Genomic DNA, 25,038 nt, shown 5'->3' with positions numbered 1-25,038 from the left:
CAGGACACATCAATGGCCATTCATAACGCGGGCGACACTACGTCGCCCCGAACGATTTCGCTCGAGTTCCTGACGCTCGTGACCGGAGAGACGCTGCGGATGGAGCGGACCGACGTGGAGGATCACGTCGTCGAGAAGCTGAAGCCGGTCGTCCTTGACGGAGGCGGACCGGTCCTCGGATGGGACGTCCGCATGGTCCCTTGCTGCGAGCCCGGAGGCGCGGCCTTCGAGATCTGGAGGGAGGATGTTTGGATTTCCTCCTGCTGTGTCGCCTGGAGCGAGGAGGCCGCCCCCGGGATGTGGCTGGTCACCCAGGCCTTGGCCGAGCCGGCGCTCGGCTCCGTTCCGACTGAAGCCCCCAGGGGGCTGCCCTGGCTCACCTCCGTCATGATGCCCGACGCCAGAAGGACCAGCTTTCTGTTCGTTCTCGGGGCTTCCGACCTCGAGCAGTCCCTCGCCTGGACGATCATTGAATGCGCCGACGAATTCGAGCGCAGCTCGCAGGCGCTACTCGAGAACCTGCCTTTCGCCGATCCCCAAGAGGCCGGCCGACGACATGCCGTTCGGCGAAACTAAGGCTGAGGCGCTGGCGGCGTTCGCGTCAAACCACGGAGATCGCTGACATGCAGTCGATCATCGAGATCACGGTCGAGCACCTCGAACGGAGCGGCCCAGCCTGGGGCGCGCCGCTTCACACCTCGAATTCCGATGAGCCGCGCACCGCGGCTATCGGCCTCTTCCCTTCCGGGGGGCTCGAACTCCTGCCGGACATCACGGACCCCTACAGCCCTGCACAGGGCGGGTTCGCGAAGGCGCTTATTCCGCTCTACGGCGGCATTCGCCGCGATGCCTTGGTTGCGCTCCTCCGCCGCCTCGTGCCCGATCTTGGGACGATCCTCGACGGTGCGGAGGACGGCGCCTTCACCAAGGAGGCCTTGGAACTCCTGGAGAACATCAGGACCGAAGCGGGAAGGCGTGGGTTCGGCGAGGACGGCGCCGCCAGCATCGAGCACTTCCACTACTACGTCGGAGATACGGTGAGCGACCTCGGCATCGCGCCGGACACGACCGATGATGACCTCGCCCGGATCGAGGCCACGCTCAGGGCCAATGCCATCGCGCAGGAGGTCATGCTTGTGGGCAACGTCCGCGCCTTCCTGCGGGAGGTCCGGGAGAACGCTGCCGAGATCGAGAACGCCTGACGATCTGGGCGGGCACCCAGCCCGCCCCTCTCCCGGCTGCCGCGCAGCGCGACGGCTCGGAGAGGGACGGCCAGAACCCTCGAACCAGCCACAAGGAGGCACACTATGGGCATCAAGAAGGTCGTCGGCGGACTGCGCTACGACACGACCAAGGCCGAGGCAGTCTGCCGCTACGAACGCGGCTACCCCCGCGACTTCGAGTACGAGGACACCACGCTCTACCGCACGTCCGGAGGCCGCTTCTTCCTCGCTGGGGAAGGTGGCGCGCGGTCCCGATGGGCCGAGCGGGTGAGTGGCGGCCTACAGGGCGGCGAAGGCCTGATCCCCATCACCGTCGAGGGGGCCCGTGAGTTCGCGGAGCAGCATGCCGACGCCGAGACGGTGGAGCGGTTCTTCGCGGTCGAGGGCGCCTGACGATCCGGGCGGGCACCATGCCCGCCCTTCTCCCGGCCGCCGCGCATTGCGACGGCCCGGAGAGGGACGGCCAAGACGGCACCACTCGCACCCCGACAAGAGGCAGCATGGACGAGCAGCAGACCACCATCACCCAGGTCCACGACCTAAGGCAGGCCATCCGGGACGGCATCGCGTCCGGGGCCATCAACGCCCGCAACGACGCGCCCACCATCCGCGAATTCTACCGCGTCTCCGCCGAGATCACCGACGAGGAGATCGACGCGGCGCATGTCGCGGAACTGCACAGCGAGTTCGCTCCTGTCCTGCTCCTGACGCTCGGCGGCACGGTGCACGTCCAGTCGGACCAATTCGACGACGAGGACGCGATCGCCGATGCCGCGCGCCAGCTCTCGGAGATCGGAGGGGAGCCAGTCACCGTCGAACGGGTGCCCGACCGCCAGCGCCAGGAGGGTGATTTCGTGGCCGTGCGGATGCCCGAGGGCACCTACGAGGCTCATGACCATGACCTCGTAGCGCGCTTCGGCATTGAGGTCGGGACCTACCGCCAGCGATCCGCTGCCGAAGCCGCCGCCTGACGACGACCCCGGCGGGCCACAGCCCGCCGCCTTCCACCAAGCCGCCGGTCATCGGCCCGGCGGCTTGGTGGGGAGCGGTTCCCCGGAGAGACCCATGGAAAAGACGATCGAGAAGGTAGCGGCAGCATACGCGTTGTCCGCGCACGATGACGTGCATGCCAACGGACGAACCTACGTCAACGACCGCTTCTCGTCGGTCGAGGAGTTCGTCCAGTTCGAGTTCGACGGTGATGCATCCGACGAAGCCGACAAGCTCGCGGCCCGCTTCGGCGTGTCGCGGGAGGAGGCCCGACAGGCATTGGAAGCGGCTATCGCCGACGTCGACCTTGGCTACGTGAACGCAGCTTGGCGCGAGGAGTGGCTCGACACGACCGCCTCGGAAATGGCCGGGCGCGATGCCGAGGAATGGGTTTCGGCTTGCTACGACGAAGAGGGCTTCGACCCCTCCAACGCCGCGTACTGTGAGGACGAGACGTACCAGCCCGAACTCCGCGCGGCCTTGGCCGAGGCGGGCTTCCTCTCGGAACTGACCCCCGCAGATGCGGCGCTCTACGAGGACACCTTCCAGGCGCGCGTGAACGTCCTGGTGGCCCAGCGCGACAGAGAGGCCGTCGAGGCCGCGGTAGGGTCGATGGCATCGGAACATGTCGAACGGCTGTACGCCCTCATGTTCGAGGAGGTCGGGGACGAAGCACCAGGTGCCGGGAAGCGGCTGAACGAGTTTGTGCTCGCCGGCATCTTCCACGAGGTGATCGAGGCGGCCTTGGAGGCGCGCTAGGCGCCGGCGGGCTACGGCCCGCCGCTCCCCACCAAGCCGCCGCGACGACCGCGGCGGCTTGGTGGGGAGCGGTTCCCCGGAGAGACCCTTATGGACATCGAGAGAGATTTGACGCCCTCGGGCGAGGGCGAGCGGCCGCCCTATGCCGACAAGTGGGACAGCCTGTCCGACTGGATGCGCGTGAACCTGCGCTCCCGGGACGCGCGCTACTGGTCGGACGCGTACCCCCACACGATGACCGGCATCGCCGTCGAGCACGTCGCCGGCGTGCCGCGCGGCTGGACCGTCCACCTGTGCGTGGACGACGGCGAGGCGGTCGCGATGTTCTACCCGCCCGCCGGGCAGCCGGGCACGGTGTCGGTCGTGAGCCGGGCCGACGACATCGCGGCGAAGATGGACCTCTACCGTCGCTACCTCTGGGAGCCGCGCGACCTCGCCGCCGACATGTGGGAGCAGGGCGAGCAGGAGGCGGCACGATGACGAAGCCGGCAGACCTCCTCAGGTACATCGACCGCCCCGGCTACGAGCGCGCCTGCGCCGAAGCCGGAACCGTGCCGCTGCCCGACCACGAGACCGCCCGGCTGGCCGAGACCGGGTACGAGCGACTGGCGGATCTCGCGTCCGCCGGCGCCCCGATGGCTGCGAGGGCGGCCCTCGCCACGCACCTCCGCCGGGGCTGGTCGCTCCACAGCGGCCAGGCGGAGACGACCCCGGTCGGGACGCCGCTTCTCGAAGGGGTGATGTGATGACTGACGACCAACTCGACGCCGTCATCCGCCAAGCGCTGGCCATCCGCTACGGCCAGGCGCCCGTCCATGCCGCGGCAGCCGCCGTCGCCCTCGGCGTCGCGGTGCGCACCGACCTCCGTCTCACGCACTGGACGCACGAGACCGGCGGCGAGTGGAGCGCCGCGATGGTCGGTGCCGCCGACCCGCGCGAGGCCGACGCGGACGACGACGGCTCCGGCCGCGAGCGGCCGAGGCTGCTCCTCACCGTTGCACCAACGACGAGCGGCTGGCGGGCGACGGTGGAGAAGGGTCTGGCCGTCGTTCCGGGCGGCGACATGCCGCCTCTGGCCGACGCGATCGAGGACACGATCGGCGCCGCGATGGCGCGGGCCGCGCGCGATGCCTGGATGCTCGTCCATCGCGATCCGGCGCTCGCCGCAGGAGGATGCTCATGACCACGTACTCCGATCTGCGGAAATCGCTCTGGCAGGAGATGCGCGAAGCCGAGGACGCGTATCTCAAGCTGCGCGACGAGGCCGGAGCCTCGGACGACGACCTCGCGCTCGGGCGGCGTTGCCACGAGGCCATCACCGTCGCATGGAGACTGGCGGGAATCCTCGCCGACGAAGTCTGACCTGGACGCCCGAACGGCCGCGCCGCACGCTGGTCTCTCGACCACCAAGGAGGCCCCCCATGCTGCCGATCGTCCTGACCAACGCCCTCCACCGCCGCCCCTGGACGCGGCGCCTCGTCCTCGCCGCGGGCTACCTCGGCGGGACCGTCGCGCTCGCCTACGGCGGCCTCCTGTTCTGGACGGGCAGCATGAATGACGCGATGGAGTCTGGCTGGTGGATGGTCGGCGGGATCGCCGCGTGGCACTACACCGCGGAGGCCCAGACCCTATCCCAGCGCGAGCGCAGGGCCGCGTTGCCTGCTGTCAGCAAGCCCGATCCGATCGAATCCTAAGCCGCCTGGACGCCGTTCCGTAACGCCTCTACGGCATCCTCGGTCGCGGGCGCCGATGCCCAAGCGCGAGCGTCGCCGACACGTCGGCGAGGCAGCTACCCCCGGCCGGGATGCCGCTGGTCGAGGCCGGAACGGCCGCCGGGGCGGCCAGCAGATCGAGGAAACGACCATGGGACAGGCAGCCATCCAGATCACCGCAGGCATCCGCAGCCGCTGGGTCCGCGCGCTGGCGGTCATGGGGCTGATGGCCCTGCCGCCCGTCATGCTCCTGAGCGCCCCCGTCGTGGTCTACGCCGTCTGGAAGGCCCTCTACGGCTAAGGCCGGCAGGGTTCGCCGGGAACGACGAAGGGCGCCCGCATGGGGCGCCCTTTCGCATGTCTGCCGCGTCCTCGAGCACCTAGGCCGCCGCTCCGGGGCCGCCGGCCGCCGTCGCCGCAGCCTTCGCCCCGAGCTTCATCCCGGCCTTCGCGCCGTGCCCGCCGTCCTCTGACCCGCCGCCCGTCCTGCCGGACCCTCCGCCGCCCGGCTTCGGAACGTGGCGGGCGCCGCCCGTGACCCCGGCGACGACCGTGTTCCCGGCGTCGTCGTCGCCCCACGACGAGGCGCTGTAGCCGATGAACTCGGCGACCTTGGCGGGCATCTGCGTGACCATCCGGTACGACCACTGGATGATGGACCACTGGACGTAGAGCATCACGACGACGGACACGATCACCCCGACCGCCCCGATCGTCTGGCCCGCCTGCGAGGACTTGAAGGCGGCGTTGTAGCCTTCCAGGAAGGCGTTGAGGATCACCGCGTTCATCATGTGCATGGCGACGAAGGCGCCGACGGTCACGATCGGTCGGAGCATCACGCCGACCAGCAGGGAGACGTAGCCCTGACGCTGCGCCTGTCCGACGAGCTCCGGCTCGTCCAGCCTCACGTGTAGGAAAGCCCATATCGGAACCGCGATCGCCGATTTCACGACCTCCCACGCCCATGCGGCCAGCGCGAACGTCATGTAGATGAACGGGACGAGCGGCACGAGGTAGCAGAGCATCGCCCCGACGACGACGGCGCCCGCGATCAGCGGCCAGCCAGCCAGCATCACGAAGTCGAGCAGGCCGCCGCCGATCCCGCCGAACACCGCGCTGCCGCTATAGGCGACAAGCGCCGTGGCCCAGGCTGCCTGCCCAGACACGAGCAGCAGGGACCCGAGCGACATCAGGTCCCCCATGGGATCGACGCGCACGCCGTCGTACCCCGTCAGGTAGTCGGTGACGGGCAGTGTGATCGACTCCACGACCGCCGACAGGAGGTTGCTTCCCTGCGCCGCGTCCCCCGTCAGCGCCTCGCTCGTCGAGAGGGCGGCGAGCGCGGTTCCACGCCGTAGCTGGCCGTCCAACGTCGCAAGGGCAGTTCCGACCGCCCCGTCCAGCGTCTCCCACGCCGCAGGGTCCGGCTTGGTGCGTTCCGCGCGTTCGGCGACGGCCTCGGCGGACACGAGCGACGAGTGCGCCAAGGTCCGGTAGTAGCTCCCAAGCGCGTACCAGCCCCGCTCCTCGATGTCCCGGAGGACGAGCGTGCGCATGTCGCCGTCGTCGCCGTTCGAGAGCTTGGCGGCCACCGCCGACAGGCCCCGGTCGTAGCGCTCGCCGGCCTCGCGCAGCGCGGCATCGACGCCCTCTCGAAGGTAGCCGAGCCGCGCGTAGGCCGTCTCCGCGTCCGGCCCCGCGACATGGGTCTCGGACAGCGTCTTGACCGCCTCCGCGAGCCGCGGAATCCACGCCATCGCGCGGGCCTCCGAGATTACCGCGGCGACCGCCGCACGCCGCGCGTGACCGAACTCTCCGGCGCCGAACGCGTCCGCCGTCGACAGCGACAGCGACCCGCAGGCCGGACCCCACGACCACGCGTAGCCCGTCACCCGCGCGGGCTGGTCCTCGCCCCACGGGAACCAGCTTGCACGAGCCGGCGAGACGACATCCATGCCGGCCGGCGGGGGCAGCACCGCCGCCCCGTCGCCCTCGATCATCTGGTTCGCCCGCGCGGCGGCATAGGCCTGCGCGCAGACCTCGGACTCGATCACCGCGAGCACGACGTCCCGGCCGTTCGCCGACACGGGCGAGAGCGGATGCCCGTCGCGCAGCACGTACTCCGCCGCGCCGGCGGCGGCCGCGTTCGCCATGTTGAGGCCCGGCCGCGCGAACCCGTCCCGCAGCACGTAGTGGACGACGGACAGGCCGCCCGCGACCGGCACGAGGCACCCGAGGCCCAGGACGACGCGGATCATCGCCGCCGCACCCGACTGGCGCTCGGACAGCGCCTCGCCGCGCTCGGCCGCGCGCAGGACCATGGACAGCAGGGCGTAGGAGAGAACGCCGCAGGCGACGACGAGCAGGCCGGCCGAGAGGTAGCGGACGACGGTCGCGAACGCCGTGGTGTCCGACGACAGCGGCAGGATGGTGGTGACGATCCGCCACCCCACGTCCGTCGCGGGCGGTTCCTTCAGGAGGTCAGCCGGGCTCACTGTCCCGCCCCCTCGAACTCGGGCACGGGACCTCTCGCCATGTCGGCGAACAAGGCCGCGTCCCGCGGCTGCATCCGACCAACCAGCGCCGACAGAATCCAGTCCGGCGCAGTGCCGTCGCGCAGCGCCGCGAGCAAGGCGCCGCCGAGGACGACCTTGCGCCTCGTGTCGTCGCGGCGGCGAGCTTCCCGGAGCGCGGTGTCCGCGCTGGCGAGGGCCGCTTCGAGGCGCGCCTTCTTCTGCGCGAGCCGGTTGAGGTCGAGTGCCATGCGGTGTCCTCCCGTTCGTGCCGATCGACTCATCGCCGCCGGCGGAATCCGAAGCGCGGATCGGAAAACTCTTCCGCTCCGAGCGGGCCAACCGCCAGTTTTGCGAGGTTTCGTGCGGCCCGCAGGCACCCACGCGGAGCGCCCGACAGCCATGGTTCGGCGTCGGCTTGCGTCGCGCAAATCGGCGCCTGACGCTCTGCGTGGGGAAACCGGGAGAACCCGAAGGGCGCGATTATACGTTCTGCGAACGTCGCGCCCTGCGGGGCTGGTCCTCCCCGTCGCCGGCGTGGAGGGACGACATGGACGACATTCTGACGAGACTTGAGGACGCGGCCCGGTCGCGCTACGCGCTCGCCTGCGAGTACCAGGCGGACCTCCTGGCCTCCGGCACCGCGAGCGCGGACGACCTCGCCGAGGCCGCAACATACGTGCAGACGGCCGCAGCCGTCGTAGACCCCGAGTACCGCGTTCGTTGCGCGAGGCTCTACGCCACGCTCGCGGCGCTGGACTACGGTGCAGGGGGCAACCGATGAGAGCAGCGCTCCTCCTCGCTGCCGCAGTCCTCATGACCGCACCGCCCACGAGCGCCGCCGACTACGTCTTCCGGGGCAAGCTCGTGCCGATCGAGGCGATGTCCGCGCCCATGCCGCCCGCCCCCGCAGCGCCGGAATGGACGGCCGAGGGGATGCTCGCCCTACGTCCCGGCGCGACGTACCTGACCGGGCCGACCTACTCCGAGCTCATGGCGGCGGGGCTGCCTTCGCTCGTCGGCAACCGCATCGCGTCCATGCACAACGAGCCGAGGCCCAGCGCCGTCTACCTCCTGACGTACAACTGGCGCCTCGGGCACGGGTACATGGTCCGGTCGATGGACGAGTCCTTGGCATCGTTCGGGGTCCGCGCGATCGCGCATGGCGATCGCATCGCACTGAAGGTCGGCACCGCCGGCCTGTGGCTCACCCCGGCCTCGCAGGCCGGCGAGGGGCTTCTCCGTAGGCTCGATCTTCGCGAAGCGGCGCCATGACCTCGCTCCGCGACCACGAGGCCCTGTGCCACATCCGGGCGTCGGTCATCCAGCGATCGCGCGGCAAGAGCGCGGTCGCGGCCGCCGCCTACCGTGCCGCCGCCCGCCTGACGGACGCCCGCACCGGTCAGGTGTGGGACTACTCCCGCAAGCGCGCCGTAACTGATTCCTACGTCATGGCTCCCGCCGAGGCGCCCGCCTGGGTCTTCGACCGCGAACAGCTCTGGTCGCGCGTCGAACTCGCCGAGCGCCGCCGCGATGCCCAGACCGCCCGCGAACTCCAAGTCGCGATCCCCCGGGACCTTCCGCGCAGCGCGTGGGGCGCGTTCATCGCCGACGTTGCGGAACCCTATCTCGCGGTCGGGGCCGTAGCCGACGTGGCCCTCCACGAGCCGCGTGCAGCCGATCGCGGCGAGCAGCCGCACGTCCACATGCTCCTCACGGTCCGCAAGCTCGACCCCGCGTCCCCGACCGGATTCGCGGCGAAACGCAACGAGGCCGTCAACGCCCTCCTGACGTCCGGCGGGAGCCACGGCGGCGGCGCCCGAGGTGATGCCCTGACGCGCGAGCGCGAGCGCATCGCCGGGGTCATCAACGCGCACCTTCGCGCCGCTGGTTCTAAGCGGCGCGCGGACCACCGGAGCTATGCGGCCCGCGGCGATCCCCGGACCCCCGAGCCGCCCATGGGCGAGCGCCGCATGGCCGCGGTCCGAACGCGGCATCGACATGATCGACGAACCGCCGTCGTCGCGGGAATCCGCGAGACCCAGAAGCTGGACAACGAACTCACCCGAACGGAGATGGACATGGCCTTGAAAGCACGCGGATTCGCCCGCGCTCCCGACCGCAAGACGAAGGCCCCACACCAGCAGGACTACAAGCTCGGAATCCTCCGCGACCGCTTCCCCGACGCGGACTTCGCGCCCGACACGGCAGCCGCGCTCTACATGGTCGATGTGCGCGACCCGCGCCGCACCCGCGCGCTGCTCCGCGACGGCGCATGGGTCGAGAGCGACGACGAGTCCGGCACCGTGACCGTCTGGGGGGCGCGCAGCCCGGCTGCCGCCGCCCTCGCCGAGGCCATCGGCGAGTCGACGGGCTACGGCATCGACCGCCTCGCGCGCACCGCTGCGGCGAAGAAGCCGGGCAAGGGCCGCCGCAAGGGCAGCATGCCCGAGGACGAGGCGATCAGTCTCGCCGATCGCTGGAGGCGCCGCGGATTCGCCGACGTGGTGGAGTCGCCTGCCGGGGTCCGCGTCGGCCTCGGCGGACGCAGCCGCCTCTTGGACTCCGGCGACCACGTGGACCTCGTCGGGCCGGTCAGTGACGCCGCGCTGCGCGCCCTCGCGAGCAAGGCCGCCGAGGATTGGGGCAGCACCCTTGAGCTCGATGGTCCATGGCCTCCGGAAGCGCAGGCCAGACTCTGGACGGAGTGCCAGCGCCAGGGCGTCGACCTCGCAGGCTACGTCCCGCCGCCCGCCGTCGCGGCAGCCTGGGCAGCCGAGTCCGGTTCCGTCGCCGACACCGCGACGAAACTCCGCGCGGTGCGCAGCGAGACCCGCGAGGCCGATGTCCTCTTGTCCGCCGCCGCCGGCGACGTGGCTGCGCTGCGCAAGCTGGACCCCGACCTCCGGGCTTTCGTCGCCTCGCACTTGGACGACGACCAGCGGGCGGAACTCGCCAAGTCCGCCCGCGAGGAGGTGACGGCCTCGCTCCCGGCCTTCCGCAAGCTCGGGAAGGTCGAGTTGGAGCGAGACCCGAAAGCGGCAACCGTCGTCGCGCAGCCCGACGTCCCGGCCCCGGCCGACGACTACGAGCGGCGGCCGACGTGACCGGCGCGACCGCCATCCTCGAATCTCGCCGGGATGCCGTCGCGCTCCGGCGGTACACCCGCGAGCGTGCCGCCGGACGCACCGCTGCGGAGTGGGTCATCTACGACGACCGCCTCCGCGCATGGACCCTCGCCGGTAGTGAGGCCGAGGCCACTACCTCCGGCCGGCCGTGGCGGCGGACCCGCCAGCCGGGCGAGCCGTGGTGCGCGGTCCTTGGCCGGGACCTCACGGTGGCACGCGACGACGCCTTACAGGCGGTTTTCGTCACGCTCGCCGACGACGACCTGTCGGCATGGCGGCGCCTATTCGTCGCCGCCGACCGCGCCCCGGAGCGCTGCCTGTCGGACTGGCGCGCCCGCGGCCGATGCCTTCTCGCCGCGGTGTCCGGTGAACCCGTCGAGGGGAGCGAAACCCTCGCCGGGGGGTTCGCTGTTCGCGGGATGGGCAAGCGCAGTCTGGCGGGCATCTGAAACGGCCGCCCGGCACCCTCTCGCCGCAAGGACTCGACGGGGTGGTCCGATGCCGCCCGGCAAGGACTCACCGCTCTCGCGGCTCGCAGGAAGGCCCTTAAGAGCGACGGAAGTTTCAAGGGGTAGGAATGTGCCGCCCAACCTCACTTCGTCGTTCTGGCGGCTCGCACAGAAGCCTCCAGAACGCTCCGGCCTCTTCAGACGGCCTCGGGCACGTCCTCGCGGTCCCCGCCGCCCTCGTGCCGGGCAGCGCCCCGCCTAGGGGCCGGCGGGACGGGGGAGGCCCCTCACGGGACTATTGCCTGCTCGCCGGGGGCAGTCGGTCCCGCGCCTGTCTGCGGCGGCGCTCCTGCGGCTACCCCGAGAACCGGTCTCGCAGCCGAGAACTCCCGCAGCCGTGCCGGCCGCTCCGGTGCTCTGAGTCCTGCGTCGGCTTCGCCAGGGGGCATCTGCCGGTCGTCCGTGCAACGTCCTTCTACGCCGCAAATTGTTGACAAGCGGTCCGGTTAATGTCGCACACCATCAGTATGACGCGGACGCCGGATTTTAGTCAGCGTAACGTACCTCTCAGTGACGCATCTGAGTAAAAAGCTTCCTGCCCAATTTAAGGGAGTGTCGGTCGACTACCTGACATCAACTCAATTGCAGCAACGGAAGCATCACCCGTGGTACGCGACCAGCACGGCCCCCGCCGCGATGAGCCCGACGCCCAACCAGTTCGGGCCAGATAGCCGTTCGCCGAGGAACAGTGCGCCGAGGATCGCCACCAGAACGACACTCAGCTTGTCGATCGGTGCGACGCGGGCCGCATCGCCCATCTTCAGGGCGCGGAAGTAGCAGAGCCACGAGCCGCCCGTGGCCAGCCCGGAAAGGACCAGGAACAGGTAGGTCCGTCCCGACACCGCCCCCGGCCATTGCAGACGCCCGGTAACGGCCAGGATGCCGGCAAGAACGAACAGGATCACCACGGTGCGGATCAGCGTCGCGAAATCGGAATCGATGTTGGCGACGCCGACTTTGGCGAGAATCGCGGTCAGGGCGGCGAACCCCGCCGAACACAGTGCCCAGAACTGCCAGGAGGCAAGAGCGAGTTTCATGATGTGACTCCTCTTTTGAGACGGGGACTTCGTTGCGGAACACGCTATCCGACGCGGGCGACGGCTACGTCGTCGGTCTCGGGGGCCGGCGTCTTCTCCTCGAGCGCGCCGTCGCCCGCCCCGACCGTCCAGCGCTCGATATGCTTGAACACGATCACCTTGTCGCGCAGCAGCGCGCCGTGATGTCGGCAGAACGCCTCGAGGTCCGGCCGATGGCCGACCAGCTCGACGCACATCGTCAGCTCGGGGTTCGGCGTCTCGCTACCCTCGGGCTGCACGGGGCCGTGGTTGCTGAAGCCGTAGTGCGTGTGGTGGGCGACCGCGTTCACGATGCCCGCCTTCTTCGCCAGGAGCACGAGTTCACGATAGAGCGGCTTGGCGCCCCAGGAGGCGAAGCGCCCCGATCCCGGCGCCTTGTCGCGTGGCCTCAGGTAGATGCGCAGCATCCCGACGTCGCTCGGGATGAGGTAGTGGGTGTCGGTCATGGTGGTTCCTTCGGTGGCATAAGAGACGATCGGAACGACGACACCCGGACGGGCGCGTCGGCGGGGCAGCGACACGTTCGGGCGGGGACGCGGCAGGGCGCGCACCTCGCGCAGCGACACGTCGGGGGGCACGAAGCCGTGGTCGAGCTTCGGCACCCCGACGCGCTGGGACAGGTAGATGCCTGAATGGCCGCTGAAGACGTAGGCGAGGAAGCATCCGGTCGCGATGTAGACGGCGTTGTCGGCGCCGAAGAGTTCGATGCCCATGATGGTACAGGCGATCGGCGTGTTGGAGGCGCCTGCGAATACGGCGACAAAGCCGATCCCGGCGAAGAGGTCGACCGGCGCACCGATCGTGTGGCCGATCGATGCCCCGAGGCCGGCGCCGATGAAGAACAGGGGTGTGACCTCGCCGCCCTTGAACCCGCAGCCGAGCGTGACGACCGTGAACAGAAGCTTCCAGGCCCAGGCCCACGCATCGGAACGGGCGGGATCGAAGAAGCCGGAGATCGTCACGTCGGCCGGGTTCGGCGACCAGACCCCTAGGCCGAGATACTCGCGGGTGCCGAGCGCATGGACCAGCGCGATCAGGACAAGACCGCCGAGGACAGGGCGCAGCGGCGCGAACGGCACGACGCGCTTCACCAGCCCCTGCACGGCGTGAAGGCTTTCGGCGAAGAACTGGCTGACGAGCCCGAACGCGACGCCCGCGATCGCAACTTGGGCGAACAAGAGGATATCGAGCCGGAACCCTGGCCCGTCGGCACCGAACCCGATCAGGAAGTGGGTGTGCTCGATCCCCCATTGGAGGCAGACCCAATCTCCGACCACTGCCGCGACGAGACAGGGCACCAGCGCCTCGTACTGGATGCGACCGACGGTCAGCACCTCGAGCGCGAACACCGCCCCGGCGATGGGGGTGCCGAACACCGCACCGAAGCCCGCCGCGATGCCGGCCATGAGCAGGAGGCGAACCTCGCCCAACTCGAGGCGCAAAGCTTTGCCGAAGCCGGAGGCCAAGCTCCCGCCGAGCTGGACCGCCGTGCCCTCGCGTCCGGCAGAGCCGCCGAACAGGTGCGTGGCGACCGTCGAGACAAGGATCAGCGGCGCCATGCGCAAGGGCACGCCCGCGCCGGGCTCGTGGATCTGCTCGACGATCAGGTTGTTGCCGCTCTCGGCCGAGCGGCCGAACCAGTGGTAGACGAGGCCGACCGCAAGACCGCCGACGGGCAGCCAGTAGAGGAGCACCGGGTTGTCGAAGCGCGTGCGCGTCGCGACGTCGAGCGCCCACAGGAACAAGGCGCAGGCCGAACCGACGGCGGCCGCCATCGGCAGGACGAAGAGCACCCATCGGGCGAGAGCGAACGCCTGTAGGGTTCGGTTGGCGAGGGCGTTGGGCGGCATGGTCTGGCTCCGGATGAGGGCGGAGCGATCAGACGGAGTGTCGGGAAACACGGGCCGGACATGACTACTCGCCCGCGTGTGTTGCGGGTGGAGTAGGAGTCATCAGCCCATCGGGGAGCGGTTCGGCGCGAGGCCCGGCAGAATCCATTGCCGTTCATGACGTCTACGTGATCGCCGCGAGCATTGTCAACGCGGGCCTCGTGCGTCGCGAGATACGCCAACGGGGAACTGGTAGGCGAAGGGAATGTTGCTCTCTCCTGACGCAGTTTCCTGCGCCCTCGGAGATGTCACCATGCTCACAAGACGCGCCGTGCTCCAGGGGGCAAGTTCCATCGCAGTGGCTCGTACGACATGGCCCGCTTCCGCCGCTTCGGCGTCGGCGACCATGGCGGCACCCTCCGAGCCTTCCAGCGACTTGCTCGTCCACAGCAAGCTTCCCCTGAACGCCGAGACGCCGATCGCCAAGCTCCGGTCCGCCTTCGTCACGCCCCAGGCCGAGTTCTATATCCGCGACCACGGCACCGTGCCGACGATCGAGGAGGCGGGCTACAGGCTGACGATCGGCGGCAAGGTGAGAGCGCCCATCGAGCTGTCGCTCTCGGATCTCAAGTCACGCTTTCCCGAGCGCAAGGTGATGGCCGTCATGCAGTGCGCCGGCAACCGCCGGGCCGACATGGTCGACGTCGGGTATGTCGAGGGTGATCTCTGGGGTCCCGGAGCGATCGGCAATGCGGAGTGGACAGGCGTTTCACTTGCCGACGTCCTGAGCGCTGCCGGCGTCGAAGACGGTAGCGGGTTGCACGTCGCCTTCTCCGCTCACGACGAGGTGGTCATGAAGGATGACCGCTTCGACTACGGCGTTTCGATCCCGCTCGAGAAGGCGATGACGCCGGACGTGCTCCTCGCATGGGCCATGAACGGCGAGCCGTTGATGGCCGAGCACGGCTTTCCCCTACGCGTCGTGGTACCCGGCTATGCGGGAACGCGCAGCCCCAAATGGTTGGCCTCCATCATGGTGCAGGACGAAGAGGCCGATACCCCGATCCAGCGCAAGGAGTATCGGCTCTTTCCCCCGACGACGACGAAGGAGACGGCCGACAAGGACCCGAACGTCGTCATCAACGACATGCCGCTGAATTCCGCGATCTGCATGCCGGCGGCCGGGGCAACATTGAGGCCGGGAACGACGACAATCGAGGGTTACGCGATCGGGACGCAAAATGGCGTCGCGAAGGTCGAGGTCTCCTACGACGGTGGCGAGAACTGGCACGAGGCCGCCATCGACAAGCGGGCCGATACTCAATGGGCGTGGGTCTTCTGGTCCGTTGTCCTCGACCTGCCGGCCGGTCAGCACCAGCTCGCCGTCCGTTCCTTCGACGAGGTCGGCGGTTCGCAACCCGAGGACATCGCGAGGATCTGGAACTGGAAGGGCTACCTCGCCAATTCATGGCATCGCGTCTCGGTCAGCGTCGGCTAAGCTCTCGGGCTCTGACAATTACAACTCAACGCATCCGGTTGGCTTGGGCAGAGAAAAGCGCCGACCGAGATGCGGTGGGTTGGAGACCTGCGGACCGTATGATGAGGGGAACTGTCATGAGCAAACCAGACGGCTGGGAAGATCCGGAGGGGCTCGAGATGAAGGAGCTAGCCCAAATTGAAGATCGGAAGGCCGCAGCCAGAGGCGCGTCCCGATCGACCGTAGGCTCGGGTCTGACATGGCTTCTCATCGCAGGTTCGTTGCTGGCGGTCTGCGTCGTCCTGTGGATGACGCTTCGCTAGCGATGCAATGCTGGTCCACCCTTCTAGCGGCTGCTGAGGACCGGGGCGGCGGTGGCTTTCAGACCCTCGACCACGACCAGCCGCGGCTCCTCCCCCGCCGTCGGCTCCCCCGGGACGGCAAGCGTGCGCACCGGGCCGATGCTGGAGGCCATGCCGGCTCCCTTGTCGTTGGTCTTCAGCACCACGACGGGCTCGTCCTGTCCTTCGAAGAAGACGCCGTACTCCGTCATCGGCTTCAGCTTGGCGACGCTGACATCGATCGCGTCGACGAGCCCGAGATTGCGCGACACGACCATCCCGGAGCCAGTGGCCCCCTCAGGCGCCTTCAGCGAAAGCGTTAGGTTCTCCGGACCCGCCTTCAGCGGCACAAGGTTCTCGGTGCCCGCACCATCCGGGACCGCGCCCGGCACGAAGACGAGCGCCTGCGGGGCCTGTCCGATCGGGATCTCGGCGACGACCTTCTGCTCGGCCGTGTCGATCACATCGACCCGATCGTCATTCTCGAGCCCGACGAAGATACGGCTGCCGTCGTCGGATCCCCAGATGCCGTGGGGCAGGGCGCCCACCGGAATGGTTGCGACGAGTTCTGTCTTCTCTCCGGGCTTGTAGACCTTCACGACGTTCTCGCCGCCGATCGTGACATAGACCAGCGTCTCCCCGTTTACCGTGCCGAAGCCGAGATGGTTGGAGATCGGCCCGCTGTCGATGACCTCCTTCACCTCGAGCGTCCTAGCATCGACGCGCGTGACCTTGCCGACGTCCTTGTGCGTCAGCCAGACGTCGCTGCCGTCGGGGCTGACCTGCACGAAGGGCACGAAGGGCGAGACGACAGGAATGCGCTTGACGAGCGCGTGGCTCGCGACGTCGAAGACCTCCAGCACCGGATTGAACGAGTTCGCGACGAAGGCGAACTTGCCGTCGCGGGAGAACTTCGTCATGCCCGGACCGCTCGTCGTCGGGATGCGACCTGTTTCCTTGAAGGTCGCGGCATCGATCACCGAGAGGTAGTCCTCCCCGCGCACCGTCGCCCAGACTTGCGCGCCGTCCGGCGTGAAGAAGGCCTCGTGCGGGTTGCGCCCGACATAGGTCGTGCCCTTCACCGCGTTGGTCGCCGTATCGATGAAGGTGACGGAGTTCGTGACGGTCGAGACGACGACGAGCGTCTTGTGGTCCGGCGAGAACCCGAGGCCGTGGACGTTGACCTCGCCCTTGTAGAGCGGGCTCAGAACGTCCGGGCGTGGATTGCCGAGGCGGATCTGGCCGAGCAACGTGTTCCCGACGGGGTCGATGACAGACACCGTGTTGGAGTTCTGGTCGGCGGTATAGACGCGATCGGAGGCGGCAGGCAGCGCGAAGGCCGATGTCGAGACGACGAGCGCGGCGGCGAGGATGGCGGTGCGGGTCATGGGGTCGTCTCCGGAACGGGTTTCGCGGTGTCGGCTGATGCGGCAAGCATCGAGCGCATCAGCGTGATCTCGTAGGTCTGTTCGGTGATGATGGACTGGGCGAGGTTGCGGATCGCCGGGTCCTCGGTCGATCCGAGGACAGCCTTCGCCATGTCGATCGCACCCTGATGATGCGGGATCATCTGGGACAGGAAGTCATGATCGGGGTCGCCGGTCACCGGCGCCGACATCATGCCTGCGTGCATCGTCTCCATCGCCGCCGCGGTCGCTTGCGCATAGGGCGAGCCGTCGGGCGAGGCTGGTGCCATCGTCGCATGCTGATGGGCACGAGCGTCCTGCGCTTCGGCCGAAGTCAATGACATCCCGGCGAAGGCGAGGGCGAGGAGGAGCGTCTTCAACATGGGGCTGGCGTTTCCTCCGAGCACGGGCTGGAAGGGAAGACGCTCGGCGAACGCTTTCATTCCCGACGTCGCGACTTTTTTCCGCGACGCGGAGCCGAGAGCGCGTCCGCCGCTGCCGGTCCGACGCTGGAAGCAACCGATCGATGCAACCGATCGGAAAGACCGGAACAACGCGTTGGATGAATCCGTCGCCGCCGCGCATGGTCTGAGCAGAAAAAGGACCTCCGCCCATGACCTTCGAACAGATGCGTGCCGTCTCGCTCGGCCTCCACCCGCTGTCGCGCCTCGACAGCCCCCGCGAGGTGGTGCGCCAGTTCACCCCGAACTGGTTCGCCGCCACCATGGGGACGGGCATCCTGGCCATCGCGCTCGCGCAGTTCGGGACCGCGGTCCCGGTCCTCCATGCGATCGGGGAAGGGCTGTGGATGCTGAACATCGGGCTCTTCGCCCTGTTCACCGCGCTCTACGCCGCCCGCTGGATCTTCTTCTTCGACGGGGCCAAGCGCATCTTCGGCCATTCCGTCGTGTCGATGTTCTTCGGCTGCATTCCGATGGGGCTCGCCACCATCATCAACGGTTTCCTCGTCTTCGGACTACCGCGCTTCGGCTCCGCCGCGGTCGGGATCGCCGAGACGCTCTGGTGGATCGACGTCGCAATGGCGGCGGCCTGCGGGATCGCGATCCCCTACATGATGTTCACGCGCCAAAGCCACTCGATCGACCAGATGACCGCGGTCTGGCTTCTGCCGATGGTGGCGGCCGAGGTCGCCGCGGTGTCGGGCGGGCTGCTTGCACCCCATCTCGCCGACCCGCAGAGCCAGCTCCTCGTCCTCACGCTGTCCTACGCGCTCTGGGCCCTGTCGGTACCGATCGCGATGAGCGTCCTCGTCGTGCTCGTTCTGCGGCTCGCCGTCCATAAGCTGCCGCACGCATCCATGGCCTCGTCGAGTTGGCTGGCGCTCGGCCCCATCGGCACCGGCGCGCTTGGCCTGATGACGCTGGGCGGAGCCGCCCCCGCGATCCTCGCCGCCAACGGGCTGGACCGCTTCGGGGCGACGATGGAGGGCGTTGGCCTCGTCGGCGGCCTGCTTCTCTGGGGCTACGGCCTGTGGTGGCTCGCCATCGCGACGCTGGTCACGGTCCGCTACGTCAGGGAAGGCCTGCCGTTCAATCTAGGCTGGTGGGGTTACACGTTCCCGATCGGCGTCTACGCCGTGACGACGCTGAAGCTCGGCACCATCCTGCCCATTCCCGCGATCCACGGCTTCGGCGTGGCGCTGGTCGCACTTCTGGCCGTGGTTTGGTCGATCGTGGCGGTGCGCACGGTCCGGGGCGCGTGGCGCGGCGACCTCTTCGTCGCTCCCTGCCTCAAGGCCGGCTGATCCACCTTTGTGCTGACCCGATCATGCCCTCGGAACCCGCCCTGAAGGAATGCGGGCGGGGCTGGCGAGCGTCCTTCCCGACACAGCCAAGAACCGACTGTCGTCACGACCCTTCAGAACGAAACGCAGCCGCGCCAGCCTGGAACTTTGCCGCACCGCCCTGGGCGGGATGGCGGACGTAGGTGACCGGTACGCCGAACCCTTCGCTCGCGCCTTCCGCCACTCGACCGATGGCGAGGATGCGACGGGGTCGGATGGCTTCGACGAGAAGCGCCAGTGTGTCCCGAGACCTAGTGATCTCGGACCGGGACGGCGTTCGGTTGCGCACGGGTATCCCCGTCCGGTGCGGGTGGTGCATCACCGCGTTCCAGAACAGGGGCAGCCGTTCCGGCAGTGCATCCCAGATCTGGCGCGAGGTGCCGGACGGCGGTGCGGCGGAGGCGTCGGCCGTCGTGGCGATCTCGAACGGTGCGATGGCAAGGCGCGAGGAGAGGTCGACCAGTCGGCCTTCGCCCGTGAAGGGCACGCCCGTGCGCCGGGCTCCGAACCTCGAAGGCGCTTCACCGAGCCATAGGTCGATGCCGTCCCGTCCGGCAAACGCATGGAGGTATCGCCGAAGGTTGCGGCAGCGGATCGAAGCGGCATCCGGAACATCGACCGCCGGGTCCGTGTCGGCGTAGGGATTGAAGAGGGTCGGCATCCCGGCCGATGCGGCCATGTGCATGACGAGACGATCCAGCCCCGTCTTCTGGTTGCCTGTCACGCGCCCGGACCCGGATGGTCGTTTCGAAGCTCGTGCAGGAACGCCGATGCCGCTCGGCTGAGGCTGCGCTCCTTCATCTCCACCGCATGGAAGCCGCGAGCGGGAAGCGCAAAGGCGATCTCGATCAGCGTCCGGCTCCGCAGTCCCGGCTGAGCCACTGCGAGCGGCAGGACGCCCACGACGCCGCCGGCCTCGATGGCTGATCGCACGGCCTCGTTGGACGGGAGTTCGAGATCGACCGACAATGCGGCGGGATCGATGCCCGCGCCCCGCAGCGCGTCTTCCAGAATGCTACGCGTGCCGGATCCGGGCTCGCGCATGACCCATCTCACCCCTGCAAGCTCCGGGACGCGTGGCGGGGCGCCCTTGGGCGATTCAGCACCTGGGGATGCGACGAGAACGAGCCGGTCGTCGGCGACACGGGTCGTGCGCAGACGCGGATCGCGCAGTTCGTCCTCGACGAAGCCGAGATCGGCATCCCCGGCGGCCACCGCCTCGCTGACCTCCAGTGTGTTGGCGATCCGCAGGGAGAGGGTGATGCCGGGATGGCGTTCGCGGAAGTGCCGCATGCGAGGTGGAAGCCAGTGGTTGGCGACCGTCTGGCTGGCTGCCAGCGCGACATGCCCGCGCCGAAGGTCGGTCAGATCGTCGAGTGCCTTGGCCGCCTCCGCGGCCCGTGCGAGGACCGAGCGCGCTTCCGGGAGGAACAACCGTCCCGCCTCGGTCAACTCGATGCCGCGCCCGACCCGGTCGAACAGACGGACGCCGTGACGGCTCTCCAGCGCGGCCAGCGCCGAGCTCGTGGCCGACTGCGTGAGGTTCAACGACCGCGCCGCCTCGGTCACGTGTTGGCGCTCGGCGACCGCGACGAAGATGCGAAGCTGTTCCAGCGTCACGGGCGCTCCTCAAAGCTGGTTCGCGGGCTTGGGCTCCGGCGGTCGCTCCAGTTCGTCGTAGACGAGCCGGGCGACCGGCATCAACGCCTCGCGGGCTGTCGCGGCCGTCACGACATAGCCAAGGCCGCGGTCGCGCCACAGGAAGGCGGATACGCCGTCCTCCTCGACGAACTGGAACGACGTCTCCTCCGTCTCATCCGTCTTGACGTACAGCGTCAGCCGCGTGCCCGCGTCATCGTCGTACATCAGCATCGCGGCCGGACCGGAACGACCCGGCAGAAGGCGGCCGCCCATCAGGCGGTAGCCGAGCCGGGTAAGGTCTGGGACGGTGATCGGCGTTCGCAGCCGCTTCGACAGCCAGCCCACGAGATGGGCTCCCTCGTCGGCCCTGACCTCGACGGGATGGACGACCTCGACCACGAAGGTGCGGTAGGCCGCGATCGCGTCGTCCGCCATGCGGGCGGTGCGGACGGGTTCGGCGTTCGGGGCGCCGAGGATGCCGTTCGCCATCCAGCCCCCGAGCCCGCCGAGTGCGAGCCAGGCGCAGACGGCCGCGACCGACCGTAGATGAAGCAGCCGGCGACGGCGCACCCCGGCGCGGATGCTGGAGATGCGAAGGCGAGCCGGGATGGGTTCGGCGGCCTTGGGCCCAAGGCGGTCGCGCAACTCGGCGAGCAGCCTGCGATCCCGCTCCAGGTCGGCGGCGATCGCAGGGTGGTCCACGAGATAGCGTTCCACCGCTTCGACGCGTTCGGCACCGAGACGCCCGTCGAGATAGGCCTGGAGGTCGTCCTCGCCGACGGGAAGATCGATCGGGTTCACTTGACCCTCCTGAGGTTCGGCCTCGCGCCATGGTCGAGATAAGAGCGCAAGCGCTCCCGGGCACGCGACAGGCGCGACATCACGGTTCCGATCGGCAGTCCCGTGACCTTGGCGGTCTCCTCGTAGCTCAGGTCTTCGACGCCGACGAGAAGAAGCACCGTGCGGTGCTCCTCGCTGAGCGTCTCTAGGCCGGCGAGGACGTCGCGGAACTCGGCCTTGCCCAACTGGCCGCCATCGACTCCGGGCGGCTCGGCCATGTCGTCGAGCCCGACGTGCTCGCCGCGCCGGCGGCCCTGGCGCAGAGCCGACAGGTGAAGGTTGCGCAGGATGGCGTAGATCCAGGCGCGCAGGTCGCCGTCGGGGCGGCGCAGGTGCCAGCGCCCGACGACGCGCTCCAAACAGTCCTGGACGAGATCGTCGGCGGCTGTGGCGTCCCGCACTAGGGCGTAGGCATAGCGCCGCAGCCCCGGGATCAGCGGTTCCACCAACCGTGCGATCTCATCCTCGCTCATGGCGGCCCTCGCTTCCCGGCCTTACTTCGCGAGCGCCGGGTCGACCTGCCAGATCTCGTCGGCAAGCTTGCCGTCGCGGAACAGCATGACGTAGCGCACGGGAATCTTGTCCTTGCCCGCGAACACGACGTTCGCGGTGACGGTCGCACCCTTCGGGTTCATCGCCTCCGAGACGCCCATGACGTTCGCGGTCAGGTTCGGCTGGGCCTTGGCGAACTTCTCCCAGACCGCCTTGATCTCGGAACCCTTGTAGGTGCCGTCGAGCGGGCCGCCTACCCAATGAAGGGTCGCGCCGTCACCGTAGGCGCCTGCGACTGCGGCGGTGTCCCCCTTGGCGATCGATGCGATGCGGGCCTGCGCCATGTCGGCGGCAGGGCCGGCATGGGCTGCGGTTGCCGTGATCACGGCCATGGCCGCGGTGGCGAGAAGGGTCTTCATGGGTGTTCGTCCTCGACGTCGGAGATTGCTGACCATGCCGAGACGCTGCCGACGATCCCTTATTCCCGTGCGATTGGCAAAAATCTCGGGTGCGTCTCGCGGAATAAACTCCGGCGGGCAGCGTCCCTTTCTTGAACCGCCCGGTCTTTGGGGCACCCACCACCCGACGCAAACCGCCAGGAGTTCCGATGTTCCGCCTTCCACTTCTTGCTGCCGGCGCCGTGCTTGCCGCATGCGCTTTCGCGCAGGCCGCCGACACCGAACTGTTCGATCCCACCATCCGGCACGAGCCGAAGGACGGCGTCGTTCGCCTCTACGGTGCGGGCGGACCCAACACGGCGTTCCAGAAGGTCGCCGACCTTTGGATGCGGCAGACCGGGAACAAGGTCGAGATCACCGCCGGCCCGGAGGGCACGTGGTCGAAGAAGGCCCAGGGTGATGCCGACATCATCTGGGGCACGTCCGAGCAGTCGATGACGGCCTTCCTCCAGACCTACAAGACCTTCTCGTCGACCCAAGTTCAGCCGATCTACGTCCGTCCCACCGTGATCGCGGTGAAGAAAGGCAATCCGAAGGGGATCCAGGGCTTCGAGGACCTCCTGAAGGACGGCATGCGGATTGTCGTCACGGAAGGGTCGGGCGTCGCCAACACGTCGGGCACCGGAACCTGGGAGGACGTGGCGGGCCGTCTCGGCAGGCTGTCGGACATCGAGCGCTTCCGCCGCAACATCGTCAGCTTCTCCACCGGCTCTGGCGCCAGCTTCAAGGCGTTCGGGGATCTCGATGCGGACGCCTGGATCACGTGGCCGGACTGGACGGTGACGAAGGCCGACGTGCTCGACGCCGTGCCGATCGAGACGGACCGCCGCATCTGGCGCGACCTGAACATTGCGGTCGCTCCGGACGCCGATCCGCAGGCGAAGGAGTTCGCCGAATTCCTGGTCACACCGGAGGCGCAGGCTTTGATGCGCACGGAAGGGTGGGAGCGGTGACTTCCCAACCTCGCGAGAGCGCGTTACCGTCTCATCGCTACGGGGATGGGGTTCCCCCACAACCGCCCGCGTCGGGCTGATGACTCCTATCGAAACCGCGGCGCATGCTTGGATTTCTCCGAGCATGCGAACCCATGTCGATAGGAGACCCGCATGTCCTTCACCAGTTGCGTCATCGTCATGCTGGGCGGTGCGCTCGGCACGTTCCTGCGCTACGCCATCTCGGTTGTCGCCCTGCCGATCAGCCGCGACCTGCCCTGGGGCACGATCCTCATCAACATCGCGGGCTCCTTCGCGATCGGCCTGTTCGGGACGCTCACGCTCGCTTCGGGCCGTTTCCCGGCTTCGGAGAACCTTCGTCTGTTCGTGATGATCGGCCTCTGCGGTGGCTTCACCACCTTCTCCTCGTTCAGCCTTCAGACGCTCGATCTCCTGCGGGCCGGTGCCGTCCCCCGCGCCATGCTGAACGTTGCCCTGTCGGTGGTCCTGTGCGTGGCGGCCGTTGCCGTTGGTCACTTCGTGGCTTCACGCTACAACGACAGCGCCCAGCGTATCGCGCAGATCGACATCGAGGAGGATGCGTAGCCTTGTGCGGCGACCGGCGCTGTCCTGTTGAGGGAAGTTACAGAAACACGCGTGTTGTCTCCGAAGGGTCGATGGCTGATGGTCTGCTACAGGAGGCTCGTTTCGTAGTGCCGATCGTGCGAAAGGGATGGCACCCGGTCGGTCGATTTCGGGTGTGGAATGTGGTCGACCGGACGGGCCGAAGCAGCACCCAGGGTGCCGTATCGTTCGACGAGGGCGCATGGTCCTGCGACGCCTAGCGCTTGCCGTCGGCGGAAGTGCCGTCGCGTGGGCCTGCATGGCGTATCTCGTCCTGCCGTTCGCGCTGCGCCACTACGAGCATCAGACCGCGCTGAACGGCTTGGAGATGGTGACGCGTACGGCGGACGGGCTGTCGGGCGATCCTCTCAACGTCGGCGTCGTCGGATCCCGGAGCGAACTCGTGACGGCCATGGCAGCCGCAGGTTGGACGCCGGCCGATCCCGTGACGCTTCGCACCAGCATCGAGATCGTCGGTAGCGTGGTTCTCGACCGCGCTTATCGCGATGCGCCCGTAAGTCCGCTGTTCTACCAAAGGCGACAACAGGACCTCGCCTTCGAGAAGGCGGTCGGACTGAGCGCAGACCGGCGCCAGCATGTGCGTTTCTGGAATGTCCTGTCAGCCGGGGCGGAGGGCCGACCTGTCTGGCTCGGATCCGCCTCGTTCGATGTCGGCGTCGGGTTCAGCCATTACACGGGTGCCGTGACCCATGCCATCTCTCCGGACGTCGATGCGATGCGTGACGAGTTGGCGGCCGATCTTGCCAGGACCGGGCGTGTTGCGGAGGTCTACGAGGTGACGGGCGTCGGCTTGACCTTGAACGGTCGCAATGGCGAAGGGGACCGCTACTACACGGACGGCGAGATCCGCTTCTCCATCCTGGCGCCTCCGGGGGTGGCGGGACGCCAGCCGCCTCCCGTCCTGCCCAACCCGCCGCTCATCGACCTCAAGAACGCGTTGTGGAACGCCGCCACCAACTGAGGACGTGCAACGCTTTGGCAAAGTGCGCCTAGGAATCGTATCGTCCGCTAGGGAGCGGATTTATGAGAGGTACCTACGGCGCGAACGGGCCGGAAGCAGATGGGCCGCAGGCCGACGCCTACCCGATCGTCTGTATCTTTGATGGCGAGGCATTCTTCGTGACGCCGAACAACCTCTTCCGCGCCACGGTGGGGGCCGTCGTGCTGGGCCTCGGCACGATCACCTCCGTCGAGGCGTTCCCGAACGGCGGCGACACCGTCGCCGGCACGGAGGCAGTCCTGCGGACGCGCTGAACCGACGAC

General features: G+C 68.6%; 32 protein-coding genes and 2 riboswitches. Of the genes, 21 read left to right on the top strand and 11 right to left on the bottom strand.

The window, feature by feature from the left end:
* Window positions 1-12: 12 nt before the first annotated feature.
* From IEY14_RS19765 to IEY14_RS19715, 11 genes are all read left to right on the top strand, one after another.
* Window positions 13-576: a hypothetical protein gene (locus IEY14_RS19765; RefSeq protein WP_019996286.1), complete on the top strand. Its 564-nt coding sequence runs from the start codon at window positions 13-15 to the stop codon at window positions 574-576.
* A 47-nt stretch (window positions 577-623) separates the two neighbouring features.
* Entirely contained in the window at window positions 624-1,202 is a 579-nt protein-coding gene (locus IEY14_RS19760; RefSeq protein WP_019996285.1) for a hypothetical protein, read from the top strand.
* 105 nt (window positions 1,203-1,307) lie between these two features.
* Window positions 1,308-1,616, top strand: coding sequence for a hypothetical protein (locus IEY14_RS19755; RefSeq protein WP_019996284.1), 309 nt, complete (start codon window positions 1,308-1,310; stop codon window positions 1,614-1,616).
* Between the two features lie 107 nt (window positions 1,617-1,723).
* Complete coding sequence (locus IEY14_RS19750; protein WP_019996283.1) at window positions 1,724-2,194, top strand: hypothetical protein; 471 nt, start codon at window positions 1,724-1,726, stop codon at window positions 2,192-2,194.
* 94 nt (window positions 2,195-2,288) lie between these two features.
* A complete protein-coding gene (locus tag IEY14_RS19745; RefSeq protein ID WP_019996282.1) occupies window positions 2,289-2,972 on the top strand; it encodes a hypothetical protein in 684 nt (227 codons plus the stop codon).
* A gap of 90 nt (window positions 2,973-3,062) precedes the next feature.
* Window positions 3,063-3,452 (top strand): hypothetical protein, encoded by a 390-nt coding sequence (locus IEY14_RS19740; protein ID WP_019996281.1) that lies wholly within the window; start codon window positions 3,063-3,065, stop codon window positions 3,450-3,452.
* Window positions 3,449-3,718: a hypothetical protein gene (locus IEY14_RS19735; RefSeq protein WP_019996280.1), complete on the top strand. Its 270-nt coding sequence runs from the start codon at window positions 3,449-3,451 to the stop codon at window positions 3,716-3,718. Before IEY14_RS19740 ends, IEY14_RS19735 begins: the two co-directional genes overlap by 4 nt.
* Window positions 3,718-4,155: a hypothetical protein gene (locus IEY14_RS19730; RefSeq protein WP_019996279.1), complete on the top strand. Its 438-nt coding sequence runs from the start codon at window positions 3,718-3,720 to the stop codon at window positions 4,153-4,155. The genes IEY14_RS19735 and IEY14_RS19730 overlap by 1 nt, the downstream gene beginning before the upstream one ends.
* A complete protein-coding gene (locus tag IEY14_RS19725) occupies window positions 4,152-4,334 on the top strand; it encodes a hypothetical protein (RefSeq protein ID WP_019996278.1) in 183 nt (60 codons plus the stop codon). The genes IEY14_RS19730 and IEY14_RS19725 overlap by 4 nt, the downstream gene beginning before the upstream one ends.
* A gap of 59 nt (window positions 4,335-4,393) precedes the next feature.
* The gene (locus IEY14_RS19720; protein WP_019996277.1) at window positions 4,394-4,666 is read left to right on the top strand and encodes a hypothetical protein; all 273 of its coding nucleotides are present in this window, start codon (window positions 4,394-4,396) and stop codon (window positions 4,664-4,666) included.
* Window positions 4,667-4,835: 169 nt separating this feature from the next.
* The gene (locus tag IEY14_RS19715; RefSeq protein ID WP_019996276.1) at window positions 4,836-4,985 is read left to right on the top strand and encodes a hypothetical protein; all 150 of its coding nucleotides are present in this window, start codon (window positions 4,836-4,838) and stop codon (window positions 4,983-4,985) included.
* A gap of 79 nt (window positions 4,986-5,064) precedes the next feature.
* Here IEY14_RS19715 and IEY14_RS19710 read toward each other — a convergent pair whose 3' ends face one another.
* Both IEY14_RS19710 and IEY14_RS19705 read right to left on the bottom strand, forming a co-directional pair.
* Window positions 5,065-7,179, bottom strand: coding sequence for a DotA/TraY family protein (locus IEY14_RS19710; RefSeq protein ID WP_019996275.1), 2,115 nt, complete (start codon window positions 7,177-7,179; stop codon window positions 5,065-5,067).
* Window positions 7,176-7,448: a hypothetical protein gene (locus IEY14_RS19705; protein ID WP_019996274.1), complete on the bottom strand. Its 273-nt coding sequence runs from the start codon at window positions 7,446-7,448 to the stop codon at window positions 7,176-7,178. Before IEY14_RS19705 ends, IEY14_RS19710 begins: the two co-directional genes overlap by 4 nt.
* Before the next feature lie 299 nt (window positions 7,449-7,747).
* Here IEY14_RS19705 and IEY14_RS19700 point away from each other — a divergent pair, with 299 nt between their 5' ends.
* The 4 genes from IEY14_RS19700 to IEY14_RS19685 are packed head-to-tail and all read left to right on the top strand — an operon-like array spanning window position 7,748 to window position 10,774.
* Window positions 7,748-7,981, top strand: coding sequence for a hypothetical protein (locus IEY14_RS19700; protein ID WP_019996273.1), 234 nt, complete (start codon window positions 7,748-7,750; stop codon window positions 7,979-7,981).
* Between the two features lie 32 nt (window positions 7,982-8,013).
* Complete coding sequence (locus tag IEY14_RS19695) at window positions 8,014-8,472, top strand: hypothetical protein (RefSeq protein ID WP_019996272.1); 459 nt, start codon at window positions 8,014-8,016, stop codon at window positions 8,470-8,472.
* A complete protein-coding gene (locus IEY14_RS19690) occupies window positions 8,469-10,304 on the top strand; it encodes a MobA/MobL family protein (protein ID WP_051091530.1) in 1,836 nt (611 codons plus the stop codon). The genes IEY14_RS19695 and IEY14_RS19690 overlap by 4 nt, the downstream gene beginning before the upstream one ends.
* Window positions 10,301-10,774 carry a hypothetical protein gene (locus IEY14_RS19685; RefSeq protein WP_019996271.1) on the top strand — a complete coding sequence of 158 codons (474 nt, stop codon included), beginning with the start codon at window positions 10,301-10,303 and terminating at the stop codon, window positions 10,772-10,774. Before IEY14_RS19690 ends, IEY14_RS19685 begins: the two co-directional genes overlap by 4 nt.
* 659 nt (window positions 10,775-11,433) lie before the next feature.
* Here IEY14_RS19685 and IEY14_RS19680 read toward each other — a convergent pair.
* Both IEY14_RS19680 and IEY14_RS19675 read right to left on the bottom strand, forming a co-directional pair.
* Entirely contained in the window at window positions 11,434-11,871 is a 438-nt protein-coding gene (locus IEY14_RS19680; protein WP_019996270.1) for an EamA family transporter, read from the bottom strand.
* Window positions 11,872-11,915: 44 nt separating this feature from the next.
* Window positions 11,916-13,760, bottom strand: coding sequence for a DUF190 domain-containing protein (locus IEY14_RS19675; protein ID WP_019996269.1), 1,845 nt, complete (start codon window positions 13,758-13,760; stop codon window positions 11,916-11,918).
* 86 nt (window positions 13,761-13,846) lie between these two features.
* Window positions 13,847-13,921, bottom strand: a riboswitch (Fluoride riboswitch).
* A gap of 224 nt (window positions 13,922-14,145) precedes the next feature.
* Between IEY14_RS19675 and IEY14_RS19670 the strand changes: the two genes are divergently transcribed.
* Window positions 14,146-15,237 carry a molybdopterin-dependent oxidoreductase gene (locus tag IEY14_RS19670; RefSeq protein ID WP_026358493.1) on the top strand — a complete coding sequence of 364 codons (1,092 nt, stop codon included), beginning with the start codon at window positions 14,146-14,148 and terminating at the stop codon, window positions 15,235-15,237.
* Between the two features lie 325 nt (window positions 15,238-15,562).
* Here the strand turns inward: IEY14_RS19670 and IEY14_RS19665 are convergent, their stop codons facing one another.
* Window positions 15,563-16,945, bottom strand: coding sequence for a YncE family protein (locus IEY14_RS19665; RefSeq protein ID WP_019996266.1), 1,383 nt, complete (start codon window positions 16,943-16,945; stop codon window positions 15,563-15,565).
* On the bottom strand, window positions 16,942-17,406 hold the full coding sequence (locus tag IEY14_RS19660; protein ID WP_019996265.1) for a DUF305 domain-containing protein: 465 nt from the start codon (window positions 17,404-17,406) through the stop codon (window positions 16,942-16,944). Before IEY14_RS19660 ends, IEY14_RS19665 begins: the two co-directional genes overlap by 4 nt.
* 170 nt (window positions 17,407-17,576) lie before the next feature.
* Here IEY14_RS19660 and IEY14_RS19655 point away from each other — a divergent pair, with 170 nt between their 5' ends.
* Window positions 17,577-18,728, top strand: a complete 1,152-nt coding sequence (locus IEY14_RS19655; protein WP_019996264.1) for a TDT family transporter — start codon at window positions 17,577-17,579, stop codon at window positions 18,726-18,728.
* A gap of 103 nt (window positions 18,729-18,831) precedes the next feature.
* Here IEY14_RS19655 and IEY14_RS19650 read toward each other — a convergent pair whose 3' ends face one another.
* The 5 genes from IEY14_RS19650 to IEY14_RS19630 are packed head-to-tail and all read right to left on the bottom strand — an operon-like array spanning window position 18,832 to window position 22,159.
* Complete coding sequence (locus IEY14_RS19650) at window positions 18,832-19,452, bottom strand: uracil-DNA glycosylase (protein ID WP_119541073.1); 621 nt, start codon at window positions 19,450-19,452, stop codon at window positions 18,832-18,834.
* Between the two features lie 35 nt (window positions 19,453-19,487).
* Window positions 19,488-20,387, bottom strand: coding sequence for a LysR substrate-binding domain-containing protein (locus IEY14_RS19645; RefSeq protein WP_019996262.1), 900 nt, complete (start codon window positions 20,385-20,387; stop codon window positions 19,488-19,490).
* A gap of 9 nt (window positions 20,388-20,396) precedes the next feature.
* Window positions 20,397-21,209, bottom strand: coding sequence for an anti-sigma factor family protein (locus IEY14_RS19640; protein WP_019996261.1), 813 nt, complete (start codon window positions 21,207-21,209; stop codon window positions 20,397-20,399).
* Entirely contained in the window at window positions 21,206-21,721 is a 516-nt protein-coding gene (locus tag IEY14_RS19635; protein WP_019996260.1) for an RNA polymerase sigma factor, read from the bottom strand. Before IEY14_RS19635 ends, IEY14_RS19640 begins: the two co-directional genes overlap by 4 nt.
* A 21-nt stretch (window positions 21,722-21,742) precedes the next feature.
* Window positions 21,743-22,159, bottom strand: a complete 417-nt coding sequence (locus tag IEY14_RS19630; protein WP_019996259.1) for a nuclear transport factor 2-like protein — start codon at window positions 22,157-22,159, stop codon at window positions 21,743-21,745.
* Window positions 22,160-22,347: 188 nt separating this feature from the next.
* Here IEY14_RS19630 and IEY14_RS19625 point away from each other — a divergent pair, with 188 nt between their 5' ends.
* The 4 genes from IEY14_RS19625 to IEY14_RS26195 all read left to right on the top strand — a co-directional run bounded on the left by IEY14_RS19625 (window position 22,348) and on the right by IEY14_RS26195 (window position 25,029).
* The gene (locus tag IEY14_RS19625) at window positions 22,348-23,151 is read left to right on the top strand and encodes a substrate-binding domain-containing protein (protein WP_019996258.1); all 804 of its coding nucleotides are present in this window, start codon (window positions 22,348-22,350) and stop codon (window positions 23,149-23,151) included.
* A 32-nt stretch (window positions 23,152-23,183) separates the two neighbouring features.
* Window positions 23,184-23,247: riboswitch (Fluoride riboswitch) on the top strand.
* Between the two features lie 57 nt (window positions 23,248-23,304).
* Complete coding sequence (crcB, locus tag IEY14_RS19620; protein ID WP_062236508.1) at window positions 23,305-23,736, top strand: fluoride efflux transporter CrcB; 432 nt, start codon at window positions 23,305-23,307, stop codon at window positions 23,734-23,736.
* A 277-nt stretch (window positions 23,737-24,013) separates the two neighbouring features.
* On the top strand, window positions 24,014-24,736 hold the full coding sequence (locus IEY14_RS19615) for an LssY C-terminal domain-containing protein (RefSeq protein ID WP_019996256.1): 723 nt from the start codon (window positions 24,014-24,016) through the stop codon (window positions 24,734-24,736).
* A gap of 158 nt (window positions 24,737-24,894) precedes the next feature.
* The gene (locus tag IEY14_RS26195) at window positions 24,895-25,029 is read left to right on the top strand and encodes a hypothetical protein (protein WP_280515059.1); all 135 of its coding nucleotides are present in this window, start codon (window positions 24,895-24,897) and stop codon (window positions 25,027-25,029) included.
* Window positions 25,030-25,038 lie beyond the last annotated feature (9 nt).

Origin of the sequence: Aureimonas endophytica, from assembly GCF_014642635.1 — a bacterium.
In the GTDB taxonomy this organism is placed as follows: Bacteria; Pseudomonadota; Alphaproteobacteria; order Rhizobiales; family Rhizobiaceae; genus Plantimonas; species Plantimonas endophytica.
This window is presented reverse-complemented; position numbering and strand designations above follow the sequence as displayed.